This is a genomic window from Clostridium sp. L2-50, assembly GCF_000154245.1.
Taxonomy (GTDB): domain Bacteria; phylum Bacillota; class Clostridia; order Lachnospirales; family Lachnospiraceae; genus Coprococcus.
In genome coordinates this window covers 1-15,248 of sequence record NZ_DS480320.1, presented here as the reverse complement: position 1 = coordinate 15,248, position 15,248 = coordinate 1, and the positions used below count along the sequence as shown (strand labels likewise).

Here is a 15,248-nt window from a genome sequence, read left to right as displayed (position 1 = left end):
TTTGTAGGATTGTAGTATAAAAAGATTTATTGATATTGTATCATTTTGTCCATATTCTGTCCATTCCGGTTCATAGACAGAAATGCTGTTAAAGTGTATGATAAATACAGACAAAACGAAATAACAAGATAATATTTGCAAATAATATCAAAAACATAAGAATAGTTGAAAACAAAAAAGTACATATAAGGGAGGATTACTTATGATAGTGCCACGTTATTATGAGAATTTGAATGTATTACATGAAAATACACAGCCTGCAAGGGCATACTATGTACCGGCTTCCTGTAGGATGGATGATCTGGTCGAGCACAGAGAAGGATCAGATCGGTTACAGTTATTAAATGGAAAATGGAAATTCCAATATTTTAAAAGTATTTATGATGTGAAGGATGCTTTTTATGAGATGGGATATGACACCGGAGCATTTGACGAGATCGAGGTTCCGGGCGTATGGCAGATGGCAGGATATGATACACACCAGTATACAAATATCCGCTATCCATTTCCATTTGACCCACCATATGTCCCACAGGATATACCGTGTGGAGCTTATGTGCATACCTTTTCTTATGCAAAGGATGTGGATGCGGCAAAGGCATTTCTGAATTTTGAAGGTGTGGATAGCTGCTTCTATGTGTGGATAAATGGGGAATATGTCGGATACAGTCAGGTATCCCATATGACCGGTGAGTTTGATGTGACAGACATTTTAAAAGAGGGAGAAAATACGATCGCTGTCCTTGTTATGAAATGGTGTGACGGTTCTTATCTGGAGGATCAGGATAAATTTCGGATGAGTGGAATTTTCCATGATGTATATATTCTGAAAAGACCGGAGTGCGCCATTCGCGACTACCGTATCACGACCTCTGTTTTAAAGGAAAAGGCTGAGGTGAAGCTCGATCTGAGCTTTTATCAGGAGACAGCGGTTAAGGTTACGATCGAAGACAGGAATGGTGTGGTTGTAGCGGAAGAACAGGCAGAGCATGACGGAGCTTTCACATTTGAGATTATACAGCCGACACTTTGGAACACCGAGAATCCATATCTGTATACCCTCATTTTGCAGAGTGAAAATGAGACGATCGTTGATCATATCGCTGTCAGAACGATAGAGATAAAGGATAAAGTTATTTACTTCAATGGACAGAAGATCAAATTCCGCGGTGTCAACCGGCACGATTCTGATCCGGTAACCGGCTTTACAGTGGATGTGGAGAAGATAAAAAAGGATCTTACCCTTATGAAACAGCACAACTTCAATGCGATCCGTTCCAGTCATTATCCAAATGCACCGTATTTTTATCAGATGTGTGACAAATATGGCTTCATGGTATGCGACGAGGCGGATATAGAAGCACATGGCCCATATATGTTATATCGCAAAGAGGATACTGACTACAACCGGTTCAAAAAGTGGAATGAGAAGATTGCAGACAATCCGGAATGGGAGGCGGCTATTCTTGACCGGGTGAAGCGGATGGTCGAGAGAGATAAGAACCGTTTCTGTATCGTGATGTGGTCGATGGGAAATGAAAGTGCATATGGCTGCAATTTTGAAAAGGCACTTGCATGGACGAAGCAGTATGATCCATCCCGTATTACCCAGTATGAAAGTGCAAGATACAGAAATTATGATGTGACCTATAATTATGAGAATCTGGATCTGTACAGCCGTATGTACCCAGCGCTGTCAGAGATCGAGGAATATCTGGAAAAGGACGGAAGCAAACCATTTCTGCTGGTTGAATACTGCCACAGCATGGGAAATGGTCCCGGAGATTTTGAAGATTATTTCCAAATGATCCACAGTGATGACCGCATGTGCGGTGGATTTGTATGGGAATGGTGCGACCATGCAGTTGCGCATGATCAAGCGGAAAACGGAAAGACGAAGTATTACTATGGCGGAGATCATGGAGAGGCGATACATGATGGTAATTTCTGTATGGATGGTCTTGTGTATCCGGACAGAACCCCGCATACCGGACTGCTCGAATACAAAAATGTCTACCGCCCGGTCAGAGTTCGGTCATTTGATCAGGAGAGAGGAACGCTTACCCTTCATAACTATATGGATTTTGATGATATTCAGGATTTTGTGGATATCTGTTATGAGGTAACTCAGGATGGCTTAAGTGTTCAGAAGGGCAAGGTAGTGGGTGCTTCGGCTGCTCCGCACAGTGATTGCACCGTGGGGCTTGATATCGATGTTCCTACGGCAGGCAGAGTATATCTGAAGCTTTCTTATCAGTTAAAGAAAGAGCTTCCGTTAGTTTCTGCGGGTCATGTATTGGGCTTTGATGAACTTCTGCTTGAGAATAAAGATGGAAGAAACCAGACAGCTGCCAAATGGACGGCTTCGGATGTGGCAGTATCCGATATCAGGGTAGAGGAAGACGATGCATGGATCGTGTTAAATGGTGATGGCTTCACATATCGGCTGGATAAGCGTACCGGCTTGTTCAGCGGACTTCAGTATGCAGGCAGGGAATATCTGAATCATCCAATGGAGCTTAACATCTGGCGTGCGCCTACAGATAACGATATGTATATCCGGGCAGAATGGGAGAAGGCTCATTATGATGAGGCATACACAAGAGCATATAGTGAACAGATCCTTCAGAACAAATTCGGAGTAATGATTATGTGCCATGCAGGTGTGGTAGCTCCAACCGTTCAAAAGCTGATCGATGTAGAGATTATGTGGAAAATAGATGGCGCAGGCAGAATTGCTGCGGGAATAACAGCAGTAAAAGATGAAGAACTCCCGGATCTTCCAAGATTTGGTATAAGAATGTTTCTGGATAAGAAGCTTTCTGAGGCTGCCTATTATGGCATGGGACCACAGGAAAGCTACCGCGACAAGCACAGGGCTGCCAGCCACGGCTTGTTCAGAAGTTCTGTGCAGGAGCTTCATGAGGACTATATCATGCCGCAGGAGAATGGAAGCCACTATGACTGTGATTATGTGGAACTGACAAATCAACGATATGGAATGGCTGTTGCAGCAGAACATACATTTTCATTTAATGCCTCTTATTACACTCAGGAAGTGCTTACGCAGACGAAACACAATTATGAGCTTACGGAAGCCGACAGTACGGTGCTCTGTATTGATCATGCACAGAATGGAATCGGTTCGAACAGCTGTGGCCCGGTTGTTTCGGATGAATACAGGTTCAGTGAAAATGAGTTCCGGTTTGATTTCGCGCTGGTACCGTTTGTGAGGGGTTAATTAGGAGGAGATACGGATGGAAGAGAAGAAATATTTAAAATGGTATAATAAAGTAGGTTATGGTTCGGGAGATATCGCGGGAAATGTGGTATATGCGTTTCTGACATCCTTTGTCATGGTATACCTGACGGATACGGTCGGACTTGCTTCAGGCATTGTCGGCACACTGATCGCGGTATCCAAATTATTCGATGGATTTACGGATGTATTTTTCGGATCCCTGATTGATAAGACACACAGCAGACTGGGAAAGGCAAGACCATGGATGATCTATGGATATATTGGCTGTGCAATCACGCTGGTTGCATGTTTTGCAGTTCCAGCCGGTATGGGTAAGGCTGCACAGTATACATGGTTTTTCATTGCATACACATTGTTAAATGGTGTGTTTTACACGGCAAATAATATTGCGTATTCGGCACTTACCTCACTGATCACAAAGAACAGCAAAGAACGAGTTCAGATGGGTTCTTATCGGTTTATATTTGCATTTTCAACAAGCCTTTTGATCCAGACGATCACGGTCGGATTCGTGGACTGGTGCGGTGGAGATGCGGCGGCATGGAGATTAGTAGCAATCATCTATGCGATAGTTGGTCTTGTGGTAAATACGATCTCCGGTCTGTCTGTGAAGGAGCTTCCGGAGGAAGAATTAAACGATGGAGAGCCGAAGAAAACCGAGGAGAAGTATAGTCTGGTTCAGGCATTTAAGCTCCTTATTAAGAACAAATATTATATTATGATCTGTGGAACTTACATCTTGCAGCAGCTTTACAGTGCCATGATCGGTGCGGGTCTGTTCTATATGACATGGGTTCTTAAGAATAAGAATCTGTTCGGGCAGTTTGCCTGGGCAGTAAATATTCCCCTCATTATAGCACTGATATTTACACCGACGCTGGTTGGCAAATGGAAGGGCATGTATAAGCTGAACCTTAGAGGATATATCATAGCGGTTATTGGCAGAGCCTTGGTTGTTGTTGCCGGCTATATTGGAAACATCCCGCTTATGCTGGCATTTACAGCTCTTGCAGCGCTAGGCCAGGGACCTTGGCAGGGAGATATGAATGCGGTTATTGCTTCCTGTTCCGAATATACCTACCTGACACAGGGAAAGCGGGTTGACGGAACTATGTACTCCTGTACTTCGCTTGGTGTAAAGATCGGAGGAGGAATCGGAACGGCGGTTGTCGGCTGGCTCCTTGAACTGTCCGGTTATAAAGGAACGATGGCGGTTCAGCCACAGTCGGCTCTTGATATGATGCAGTTCATGTATCTGTGGCTGCCGTTGATATTTGATATACTAATCCTGCTTATACTTTCCAGAATGAATGTGGAAGCGGCAAATGAAAAGCTTAAGGCAGAGCGGGGAATGTGTGCAGGAGAATAATCTACAAGACTTCACAGATTTTTCACAAAAATTATTAGCACTCGCTATTGACGAGTGCTAATACAAGTGGTATAACATAATCAGAACGAAGGAGAGGACATCAGATAGAGACTGATGGAGGTTCTGGAGTTCCGGAAAAATAACAATTACGTGTTCTGACAATGGTCAGCACACAAAAGAATAAAATGTATGTATTTGAATGGAGGAATGACTTATGTTGATGCCTAGTATTTTTGGAGAAAATTTATTTGATGATTTATTTGATGATTTTGCACGTCCTTATAAAGTGACAACAGGTTATACACAGCCTGCTAATATTATGAAGACAGATGTAAAAGAGACCGAAGGTTCATTTGAACTGGATATTGATATGCCTGGTTACAAGAAAGAAGATGTAAAGGCAGAATTGAAGGATGGTTATCTGACCATCACAGGTACAACGAAGAAAGAAACAGGCGATCAGGACAAGAAAGGCAAATATGTCCGCCGTGAAAGATATTGTGGTTCTTGCAGCCGTAGCTTCTATGTTGGTAAGGCAGTTGAAAAGGAAGACATCAAGGCAAAATTTGAAGATGGTGTTTTAAAGATCAGCGTACCAAAGAAAGAAGAGAAGCCAAAGGTTGAAGAAAGTAAATATATTTCAATCGAAGGATAAAATGCTCTATTCTCTGTACAGACGGAATAGCAAAGTAACACACGCATTCCTCTGAAAGGAAATGTTAATCATATAAGACCCCAAAAAAGCCGGTGCTTTTGCGTAACTGCGTAAAAGCACCGGTTTTTTAATTTATAGAGTAATTTTGCAAATGAAGAAAAGCGTTACAAATCGACCTGTAAAAATGAGAAAAATGTTACCGAAATATACAAATGAATGCGAAATATGTTATATAAACATGTAAAAAATAAAGAAAAACGTTACAAATTGCCTTGCAAAAACAAAGAAAAACGTTACAATAATATATATAATGTTTATTTTATGGAGAGAAAGAAATGTTACAAAGAAAAGTATATCAGGAACTGTTGAAGTGGAAAAATAGTAAAAAAGGAAAAGCATTATGTGTAATTGGTGCAAGGCAAATTGGAAAAACAACATTAATTCGTGAATTTGGAGCAAATGAGTATGAATATTTTGCAGAAATTAATTTTGTAACCGATAAAAATGCTTTTAAAATATTTGATGGAAAGCTGACTGTCAAAACAATCATAACGAATATGACAGCTTATCTACAGACACGTCTGGAACCGGGAAAGACATTGATTTTATTTGACGAGGTGCAGGAATGCCCACAGGTAAGAGCCGCAATAAAATTTCTTGTGGAGGATGGAAGATTTGATTATATAGAATCAGGTTCGCTGTTGGGAGTCCGGTATAAAGAAATCAGTTCATATCCGGTTGGTTTTGAACAGATATTACAGATGTATCCTCTTGATTTTGAGGAGTACATGTGGGCAAATGGTATACAGTCATCAACATTTGAATATTTGAAAGGGTGTTATGATAATACAACGAAGGTTTCAGATTCCATACATGAAACATTAAGCAAGCTGTTTTATAGTTATCTTGTGGTAGGTGGAATGCCGGAGAATGTACAGATTTATGTAGATACACATGATATAGCAAAGGTTGTTATGAACCAGAGAAGTATTTTGGATTTATATCGATTGGATATTGCAAAATACGCATCAGAGAATGAGAAAGCAAAGATCAAAGCAATATATGATGGCATTCCATCCCAGTTAAATGAAAAAAATCGCAGATTTAAACTTAGTAGTATCCATCCGGATGCCAGAATGTTACGATACGAGGATTGCTTTAACTGGCTGACAGATGCAGGAGTCGCACTGGCATGTTATAACGTAGCAGAACCTCAGCCGCCATTGCAGTTAAGCGAAAAGAGAAATCTTTTCAAATTGTATATGGGTGATGTCGGGTTGCTGTGTGCGGCTTGTATGGAAAATGTTCAGTTCGATCTGCTAATGGGAAACGTGGATGTTAATATGGGGAGTATTCTTGAAAATGCGTTTGCACAGAACCTTCAGGCAGGTGGCTTTCATTTGAATTATTATGATTCAAAAAAGATTGGAGAGTTAGATTTTGTATTACAAAGAGGTTTGTCGGTTGAGCTTGTAGAAGTAAAATCTGGAAATGATTACCATAAACATAAAGCGTTGGATCGTGCATTACAGGTTGAAAACTGGAAATTTAAAGAGTCGGTTGTCTTTTCAAAAGGAAATATAGAGTCAGAGAATGGGATCACATATCTGCCCTGGTATATGGTCATCTTTTTTCATCAGGAAAAAGAGCCAGATCAGATGATATATGAAATAGACCTAAGCGACTTATAAAAGGAATGCACATAGATTCTTTACAGGGAATTGCTGGAATTGGTATGTTATGTTATACTAAGCGGGATTAAACAATGCAGGAAGATATATAGACCGAATGAAAACAAGCCTAAAATGAGGGATATATAACAATAAAAAAATACAAAGGGGAAAACCTATGCCAATAAGAATAATGGGAACCGGAAGCTTTTTACCGGAAAAAAATGTGTCAAATACAGACCTTGAGAAATATGTAGATACTTCGGACGAGTGGATCTCCAGCCGAACCGGAATTAAGAATAGAAGAATCGCAGTACATGAAACGACTGCAGGAATGGCAGCAGAGGCTGCAAAGAAAGCCTTGGAGATGGCAGGAAAAGAAGCAATTGATGTAGAACTGATCGTGCTTGCAACAGTAACACCGGATTATTATACACCGAGTGCCGCATGTCAGGTTCAGGCGGAACTTGGTGCAGACAATGCCATTGCATTTGATGTAAATGCTGCATGTTCAGGATTTGTATTTGCACTCAATGTGGCAAAAATGTACATCGAGACAGGCTTTGTTAAGAATGCACTGGTAATTGGTGCGGAGACATTATCCAAGATCCTCGACTGGAACGATCGTGGGACCTGCGTGTTGTTTGGAGATGGAGCAGGTGCAGCGTATCTGGAAGAATCCGACAAGGGAATTATCAGTGTAGTACAGGGATCGATCGGTAAGAAGGGAATGGTTCTGAACTGCGAGAGCAGACGTACTCACAATATATTTACGGAAGCCGGGATCGAACATGATTATCTGCATATGGATGGACAGGAAGTATACAAATTCGCAGTCAGACAGTGCCCGAAGTGCCTGCTCGAAGCATTGGAAAAGGCAGATATGACAGCCGATGATATTGATTATTTCGTTCTTCATCAGGCAAATGTCCGTATCATCGAATCAGTAGCAAAGCGGTTAAAAGCGCCGATCGAGAAGTTCCCGATGACACTTGGATATACCGGAAATATGAGTGCTGCCAGTGTACCTGTCATGCTCGACAGTCTGGTGCGTGATGGCGGCTTAAAACGTGGTGACAAGGTTGCAATGTCAGCATTTGGCGCCGGCTTAACCTATGGCGCGATCGTCCTCGAGTGGTAGGGCTTGCGTCTAACTATCTCGATCCTATACTTGTTATTCCGCAAAACGCTTTCGCTCTATTCCTCAACGCAGCGGTACATAAGGTTGCAAAAGACGCAACCTAAGTACCGGCGTTCGGAAAGGTTTGCTTCATAACAATATAGGATCGAGATAGATGAACGACAGAGAGAAAAGGCTGTAGCAGCATACAATTAATAAAGTCCTGTCCAGATAATGCCAGATTAAGCAGAAATGGAAAATAGCATTACTGTTATGTAGCAAGCCTTTTCTCACGTCAGTCGTTAATGAGCCACCGTTAGGTGGGGAATTTAGGACTGCTACGTGAGAATAGAGTGCAAACGCCTTGCGGAATAATATGTAATGCTATTTTCCATTTCGTTTCAAAGTCACCTGGACAGGACTGATTAGCTGTAAGCTGCTACAGTCTCTTTTATATTATCGTTCGTTGATAGGAACGTACTCTTTAATCTCTGCAATGCTGGTGTAGGCAGGACGGATGATCTTGTAGGAATTAACAAGCTCTTCCATACGGTGTGCGCTCCAACCGACTACTCGTGCGATTGCAAATAACGGAGTAAACATCTCAGCAGGAATCTTTAACATTTTGTAGAGAAGTCCGCTGTAATAATCAATATTGATACAAACACCTTTGTAGATCTTACGTTCTTCGGCAATGATCTCAGGTGCAATACGCTCGATCATCTCATAAAGGGCATATTCTTCGTCCATACCCTTTTCGGCTGCCAAAAGCTTTACATATTTCTTGAATTCCAGAGCACGGGGATCGGATATGGAATAGAATGGATGTCCCATACCATATACGATACCGGTCTTGTCATATGCTTCCCGGTTGACGATCTTACGAATGTACTCGCCAACTTCTTCCTCATCTGTGATATCGGATACATTGTCACGGATATTTTTCATCATACCCATAACCTGATAGTCACCGCCACCGTTTAAAGGTCCCTTTAAGGAACAGAGGGCAGCAGCCATTGTTGCATATGTATCGGAACCGGAAGAGGTTACAACACGCGTTGTAAAGGTTGAGTTGCTTCCACCGCCGTGTTCCATATGAAGTACCAGTGCCAGATCCAGTACACGGGCTTCCAGACGGGTGTATTTCCGATTGGAACGCAGGGTACTTAATATATTTTCGGCAAACGATAATTCAGGAAGCGGCTTATGGATATAACAGCTCTTGCCAAGTTCGTAATGGCGGTATCCCTGATAGGAATAAACAGCCAGACGAGGGAACATACTGATCAACTGGATACACTGCTGTAATACATTTTCCAGAGAGTTGTCACCCATCTTTTTATCGTATGAACCAAGAGCCAGTGTACTCTTTGTCATATTTGCAATAATATCGGCAGTCGGACTTTTCATGATCACATCCTGGATGAAATGATGCGGCAGATCATAACTGATATTTAAAACCTGCTTGAAGTTCTGAAGCTCCTTTTCATCCGGCAAAACGCCGAATAACAGGAGATATGTACATTCCTCAAAACCAAAACGATTATCCAGAAAAAATCCTTTGATCAGATCATGAATTTCGTAACCACGATAGTAGAGCTCTCCAGCACATGGAACACGATTGCCGTTTTCATCTGTTGTAAATGATTTACTGAGAGAGACATTCGTGATTCCGGCATTGATACCGATACCGTTTAAATCACGGAGACTACGTTTTACACCATATTTTTCATATAAGGCATCGTCAATGCTATTGTTTTTGATACACATATCCAGATGGCTCTTTGTGAAAGGGCCGATATTATTAATTGACATTTCAATTTCCTCCTGTGAATAGGATAATACTAAAAGTCATTATCGCATTTTTTTATAGAGAATGCAATGAAATAATTGTAGCAAGGCAGCACATGCTTTGGTATAATTAGTATGGTTACAAAAAAGGAGAGTGTATAAAACGGAGGATATACATGAGAAAAGGGAGATTGGCGGTTGTTACAGTCTTTGGAAGCCTTGCAGTCGGGCTTGCTGCCTGTACGGTATTGTCAGGCAGAGTTTATAATAGCGTGTTGTACGATATTGTTCCATGGCTTGTTACGGGGATGGTCTGTGTAATACCGACGGTATTGTGCGGAAAACTGGAAACACCAAGACTTAGCAAATGCAGAAACGGCTGTATGCAGCTATTTGTATTCTGTGTATCCACAGTGCTTACAATTATATATACCGTTTTATGTATGGCAAAAGTTCTTCCGGCTGAATATATACCGACAAATGGGAAAATGTGGGTATTTCATATATTGACAGCGATTCTTGTGGAAGCAGTTGTGTTCTGGAATGGAATGATCCGGATATATCTGACGTCAGAACAGCTTGGTATCAAATGGAGAGGGATCGGAGCTGTATGTGGCATGATACCGGTTGTAAATCTGGTCGTACTTGGGAAGATACTTCGCTTGACGATAGGAGAGGTTTCATTTGAAAATGATAAGGTTCGATTGAATCGGGAACGGAATAAAGAGCAGATCTGCAAAACAAAATACCCGATTCTGCTGGTGCATGGTATCTTCTTCCGGGATTTCAAATTGTTAAATTACTGGGGAAGAATTCCAAAGGAACTGGAGACAAATGGTGCAGTTCTTTTTTATGGCAATCACCAGTCGGCAGCATCGGTTCCGGCATGTGCGCAGGAGCTGGATGCAAGAATCCGGGAGATCGTAACTGAAACGGGCTGTGAAAAAGTAAATGTGATCGCACATTCAAAAGGTGGTCTGGATATGCGCTATGCCTTATCAGAACTTGGTACAGATCGGTATGTTGCATCACTAACAACGATAAATACACCGCACCGGGGATGTGAATTTGCAGATTATCTGTTAAATATTGTTCCGGAAAAAGAGCAGCAGAGCGTGGCAAAAGCGTATAATGCAGTATTTAAAAAACTGGGCGATGATTCGCCGGATTTTCTGTTGGGAGTAAAAGATCTGACAGCTTCGGCATGTAAAGCCCTAAATGATAAATTACATGATGCACAGGGCGTGTTATATCAGAGCGTTGGTTCGAGGCAGAATGTGGCAGGAAATGGCAGATTTCCGCTGAATTATACATATCGATTGGTAAAATATTTTGATGGAGCAAATGATGGACTGGTAGGCGAAAAATCATTCCCATGGGGAGCAGATTTCAAATACCTGACAGTGGAGGGGAAGCGTGGAATCTCGCATGGAGATGTGATCGATCTAAACCGGGAAAATATTCCGGGATTTGATGTCCGGGAATTTTATGTGAAGCTGGTTCATGATTTAAAAACAAAGGGATATTGATGTATAAAAGAAAAGGAGCAGTATGATAATGGGAGAAAAAAAGCGAGTTTCAAATGCAGCAGGAAAAAAGAAAGCAAATCAAAACACTGCAAAAAACGGCAGGCGGCCATCCTCGGGTAGAAAAAGACGCAGAGGCATGACGGCAAATCAGTTTATAGTGATAATGGCAGTTGTTGTCGGAATCATTCTGGTATTTACAGTCAGTAAGATCATGCAGAATCGCTATATGAAGGTGACAAAGATAGGAAGTGAATATGCACTTGGAACACCGTTTGATATAAAGAATTATGTGCAGCCGGTAAATGATAAAGCAACAGTAGAATGTGATGAAGCTGATTTTCAGCCGGATAAGGTCGGACCTTATAAGGTGAAATATACAGTTAGATGCGGCAGGCTAAAGAAACATAATATAGTTACGATAGAGGTTGTGGATCATGATTTCCCGGATATAACGGGACCTGAGAAAATTGGCGTGCTCAAAGGGGAGATGGTCGATCTGTTGAAATATTATAATGTAAATGATTCTGAACCGAATCTGGCAGAAAAGCTCACGATCGATCAGGAAATAGACACCAGTGAAGGCGGATATGCAGAGTATACTCTCCGCGTGATTGACTGGGGAAATAATTCAGCATCCAAGACGATTACGATCGGTGTATTTGATTTTACAGATGATCAGAGGGCTGTGGCGCTGGCGGTAAGGGAATATAACCGGGAATTTAGCAGTGCTGTAACAGACAGCGGTGTATATTATATGGAAAAAGATGATACAACCGGTTATGTGTTGATCGGAAGTGATAATGTATATGAAGCAGGTGCTGATAACAGCTGCACCAGAATCGAGGCAGATGAGAATCTGATCCAGTCAATCCAGAGCAATGGTTCATGGATGGAGATAGGCGGCTATTCCTACTTCAATTACAATATACAGGAATAATCATTGGTGGCAGAGACGCTATAGTATTCTTTTGGAGGGGTATCGTATGGATAATACAGAGTTATTTTTAGACAAATATAAGGAACTTGAGAATGCGGCAATCAATGAATTCAAGCTTCCGCCGGATGGTTCGGCGGTTGCAAAGCTGGAAAAGAGAAGTGAGTTCAAAGATATTCGATTTGAACTTAACTACTGTCGAGAGGTTCGAAATCTTCTGCAGCATAACCAACGCTTGGATGAGGAATTCGCCGTGCAGCCGGGGAAGAAAATGATTGAGCTTCTGGATATGGTTCTGGATCGCATCAAGAATCCTGTACGGTGTATGGATATCGCAGTACCATTTAATGATCTGGTATGGCGATCTCTGGATGATCCGGTTATGCCGGTTATACGGATCATGAATGACAGAAATATTTCCCATGTGCCAATCTTAAAGGATAAAAGAGTGGTGGGAGATTTCAGTGATAACTGTATCTTTCCTTATCTGCTGGGTGATACAAACTGCCACATCGATGAGAAAACTCGGTTTCGAGATCTGCAGGAATATATCGAATTGGAGAAACACCCATCAGAACGCTTCCGATTTGTCGCATATGACGAAAAGGTATCCAATATTAAAAAATACTATGAAGAAAGCAGGAGAGATCATGAACGTATCGGATTGATCTTCCTGACCGAGACAGGACACCCGGACGAACGTCTGCTGGGAATTCTGACTTCATGGTTAATTATAGGAAATTAAAAAGATATCAGGAGCGCAGGGCTACAGCCACAACCAGCCTGATGGTATATTGACGTACTACAATTTCTATTCAATGTGTATTGCCGGTAAATACTTTTGTGCAAACTCGTCCTTCGGACTCAAACATGCACCCGTATCTACCGGCAATATGCATTTCATAACGAAATTTTCGTTAATGTCAATATACCATCAGGCTGGTTGCGGCTGTAGCCCCACGCTCCTGATTTTTTTATTCTATAGATGACATATAGATGTTCAGCAGCTTAAGTGCGGTATCCTGCACTTTAGGCGGGCTGTCATTTAACTGCGATAGAATCTCATCTTTATATTCTTGAAATGCCGGCGGTTCTTCTGTCAAAATATCATTTGGCGTTATATGAAGTACGCTGCATATTCTCAGCAAAGTATCAAGTCTCATATTTACATTTCCACGTTCAATATCAGCATAGGTTCGATCTGACAATCCTGCTAATTCAGCAACTTCTATCTGTGTCAAATGTACTTTCTTTCTGAATTGAAGCAGTTTGTTTCCTATCACATGAAAATCGGATATTATCACAGAATTACCTCCTTGTAATCTATATATAGGAATTATACTTCTTATTTAAATTGACAAACAGGAACTATAACTGTATAATGGCAGGAAGAAAAGTTCCTGTATATGTGTAGTATTACAACATATAAGTGAAAAATGCGGAGGAGAAAATGAAAGCAGATAATTTACAAAAGAATACCGGATTGAATGCAAATACCCTGAAACTGATCGCGGTAATAGCCATGGTCATACAGCATGCGACGATTGTGTTCTATCCAACAGAGAACGCACTACATTGGACCTTGTATGCGGTAGGAAGAATAACAGCGCCTGTTATGTGTTTCATGATAGTAGAAGGATACTATCACACATCAAATATCAAAAAGTATTTGATGCGTTTGTTTGTAGCAACCTTGATCTCACATATACCTCATGCACTGGCATTTGGATATTCACCATATGAGTTCTGGAAAGTGACAAGTATTATGTGGTGTCTGTTTTTAGGTTTGCTGGCATTAGTGATATTTAATAAGAAAGAAATACCACTGATCTTAAGACTGTTCGGTGTCGGTATTTGCTGCATTTTGTCATTCCCCGGCAATCTGAATTGTATTATCGTTCTGTGGATAATGGCATTTGGTGTATTCAGAGATAGTAACCGGAAGAAATATACAGCGTTTTTTATCGTTACGTTGTGTTACCTTGCAGAGTTCTGGGTTATAAGTTCACACGGAATACCATGGATCAGACTGGTATCGTTATTGGCAATCCCATTGTTGCTGATGTACAACGGCAAGCTTGGTAAGAAAAGCAAATGGATACAGTATGGATATTATCTTTTTTACCCGCTTCACCTTTTGGTGTTATACGGTCTGAAGATGTTGATCGGATAAATGGATGATAAATAAAAAGCAAAACAAAGGAGAATTAAAATGAGTAACTATAGTTTTGGAGTGCGCACTAAGAGATGGATCAGATTTTCAATTAACTATATAAAAGAAAGAATGCGTGGTCTCGATTTCAGTATGGTCTATGTCGGAGATATCCAGAAAAATGTAGCAGAATTTCATGGCTACAGTATGACAGATGAGAAAGACATGAAACGTATGCTGAAGGCCATCCCGGTCAATCCAAGTGAATGTTCATTCCTTGATGTAGGATGCGGAAAAGGAATCTGTATGAAATGTGCGGTTGAAAGCGGATATGGCAAGGTTGCCGGTCTGGATCTGGATAAGCACTTGTTAGGTATCGCAAAGAAGAATATGTCTATTTTAAAAATGGATGTAAGATTGATAAATGCAAATGCTGTGGATTTTGACGGATATGCTGATTTCGATGTTTTCTATTTCTACAATCCTTTTGGTAGAAGCGTTTTTGAGCAGGTTATAGAGAAAATCAAGGAAAGTCAGAAGACAAGAAACCGTGATATCTGGATCGCATATTATCATCCGGTATTTAGTGAATTATTTGATAAGGCAGGCTTTGAATTGAAAAATGAAGTAAAAGATAAGACCAGAGATACAACTACAAAATTCTACTATATGCCAAAGTTGAAATAAAAAAGATATCAGGAGCGCAGAGCAATGGTCACAACCAGCCTGATGGTATATTGACGTACTGCAATTTCTATTCAATATA

Annotated in this window: 12 protein-coding genes; 10 read left to right on the top strand and 2 right to left on the bottom strand. The window is 41.1% G+C overall.

Annotated features, from left to right (window positions below; translation table 11 throughout):
• Positions 1–202: 202 nt before the first annotated feature.
• The 5 genes from CLOL250_RS07240 (at position 203) to CLOL250_RS07220 (ending at position 8,097) form a co-directional block, all read left to right on the top strand.
• Positions 203–3,241, top strand: a complete 3,039-nt coding sequence (locus CLOL250_RS07240) for a glycoside hydrolase family 2 TIM barrel-domain containing protein (protein WP_044945488.1) — start codon at positions 203–205, stop codon at positions 3,239–3,241.
• Positions 3,242–3,257: 16 nt separating this feature from the next.
• A complete protein-coding gene (locus tag CLOL250_RS07235) occupies positions 3,258–4,631 on the top strand; it encodes an MFS transporter (protein ID WP_008401624.1) in 1,374 nt (457 codons plus the stop codon).
• Positions 4,632–4,845: 214 nt separating this feature from the next.
• Positions 4,846–5,286, top strand: a complete 441-nt coding sequence (locus CLOL250_RS07230; RefSeq protein ID WP_008401623.1) for an Hsp20/alpha crystallin family protein — start codon at positions 4,846–4,848, stop codon at positions 5,284–5,286.
• Between the two features lie 335 nt (positions 5,287–5,621).
• On the top strand, positions 5,622–6,977 hold the full coding sequence (locus CLOL250_RS07225) for an ATP-binding protein (protein ID WP_008401621.1): 1,356 nt from the start codon (positions 5,622–5,624) through the stop codon (positions 6,975–6,977).
• Positions 6,978–7,134: 157 nt separating this feature from the next.
• Entirely contained in the window at positions 7,135–8,097 is a 963-nt protein-coding gene (locus tag CLOL250_RS07220) for a beta-ketoacyl-ACP synthase III (RefSeq protein WP_008401620.1), read from the top strand.
• Between the two features lie 435 nt (positions 8,098–8,532).
• Here CLOL250_RS07220 and CLOL250_RS07215 read toward each other — a convergent pair whose 3' ends face one another.
• Positions 8,533–9,891 carry a citrate synthase gene (locus tag CLOL250_RS07215; protein WP_008401619.1) on the bottom strand — a complete coding sequence of 453 codons (1,359 nt, stop codon included), beginning with the start codon at positions 9,889–9,891 and terminating at the stop codon, positions 8,533–8,535.
• A 152-nt stretch (positions 9,892–10,043) separates the two neighbouring features.
• Between CLOL250_RS07215 and CLOL250_RS07210 the strand changes: the two genes are divergently transcribed.
• From CLOL250_RS07210 to CLOL250_RS07200, 3 genes are read left to right on the top strand one after another with little or no spacing between them, the layout of a single operon-like run.
• Positions 10,044–11,396 carry an esterase/lipase family protein gene (locus CLOL250_RS07210; protein WP_008401618.1) on the top strand — a complete coding sequence of 451 codons (1,353 nt, stop codon included), beginning with the start codon at positions 10,044–10,046 and terminating at the stop codon, positions 11,394–11,396.
• A 28-nt stretch (positions 11,397–11,424) separates the two neighbouring features.
• On the top strand, positions 11,425–12,333 hold the full coding sequence (locus tag CLOL250_RS07205) for a hypothetical protein (RefSeq protein WP_044945485.1): 909 nt from the start codon (positions 11,425–11,427) through the stop codon (positions 12,331–12,333).
• Between the two features lie 46 nt (positions 12,334–12,379).
• Positions 12,380–13,075, top strand: coding sequence for a hypothetical protein (locus CLOL250_RS07200; RefSeq protein ID WP_008401616.1), 696 nt, complete (start codon positions 12,380–12,382; stop codon positions 13,073–13,075).
• Positions 13,076–13,304: 229 nt separating this feature from the next.
• On the opposite strand, the gene CLOL250_RS07195 is transcribed toward CLOL250_RS07200, so the two are convergent.
• On the bottom strand, positions 13,305–13,634 hold the full coding sequence (locus CLOL250_RS07195) for a helix-turn-helix transcriptional regulator (protein ID WP_008401615.1): 330 nt from the start codon (positions 13,632–13,634) through the stop codon (positions 13,305–13,307).
• A gap of 146 nt (positions 13,635–13,780) precedes the next feature.
• Between CLOL250_RS07195 and CLOL250_RS07190 the strand changes: the two genes are divergently transcribed.
• Both CLOL250_RS07190 and CLOL250_RS07185 read left to right on the top strand, forming a co-directional pair.
• Positions 13,781–14,503: a TraX family protein gene (locus CLOL250_RS07190; RefSeq protein WP_044945482.1), complete on the top strand. Its 723-nt coding sequence runs from the start codon at positions 13,781–13,783 to the stop codon at positions 14,501–14,503.
• A 39-nt stretch (positions 14,504–14,542) separates the two neighbouring features.
• Positions 14,543–15,169: a class I SAM-dependent methyltransferase gene (locus tag CLOL250_RS07185; RefSeq protein ID WP_008401613.1), complete on the top strand. Its 627-nt coding sequence runs from the start codon at positions 14,543–14,545 to the stop codon at positions 15,167–15,169.
• Positions 15,170–15,248: the final 79 nt, after the last annotated feature.

Excerpts from the sequence above, each read along its gene's own strand:
- CLOL250_RS07240 (WP_044945488.1), top strand. The coding sequence starts at position 203 with ATGATAGTGCCACGTTATTATGAGAATTTGAATGTATTACATGAAAAT.
- CLOL250_RS07235 (WP_008401624.1), top strand. The coding sequence starts at position 3,258 with ATGGAAGAGAAGAAATATTTAAAATGGTATAATAAAGTAGGTTATGGT.
- CLOL250_RS07230 (WP_008401623.1), top strand. The coding sequence starts at position 4,846 with ATGTTGATGCCTAGTATTTTTGGAGAAAATTTATTTGATGATTTATTT.
- CLOL250_RS07225 (WP_008401621.1), top strand. The coding sequence starts at position 5,622 with ATGTTACAAAGAAAAGTATATCAGGAACTGTTGAAGTGGAAAAATAGT.
- CLOL250_RS07220 (WP_008401620.1), top strand. The coding sequence starts at position 7,135 with ATGCCAATAAGAATAATGGGAACCGGAAGCTTTTTACCGGAAAAAAAT.
- CLOL250_RS07215 (WP_008401619.1), bottom strand. The coding sequence starts at position 9,891 with ATGTCAATTAATAATATCGGCCCTTTCACAAAGAGCCATCTGGATATG.
- CLOL250_RS07210 (WP_008401618.1), top strand. The coding sequence starts at position 10,044 with ATGAGAAAAGGGAGATTGGCGGTTGTTACAGTCTTTGGAAGCCTTGCA.
- CLOL250_RS07205 (WP_044945485.1), top strand. The coding sequence starts at position 11,425 with ATGGGAGAAAAAAAGCGAGTTTCAAATGCAGCAGGAAAAAAGAAAGCA.
- CLOL250_RS07200 (WP_008401616.1), top strand. The coding sequence starts at position 12,380 with ATGGATAATACAGAGTTATTTTTAGACAAATATAAGGAACTTGAGAAT.
- CLOL250_RS07190 (WP_044945482.1), top strand. The coding sequence starts at position 13,781 with ATGAAAGCAGATAATTTACAAAAGAATACCGGATTGAATGCAAATACC.
- CLOL250_RS07185 (WP_008401613.1), top strand. The coding sequence starts at position 14,543 with ATGAGTAACTATAGTTTTGGAGTGCGCACTAAGAGATGGATCAGATTT.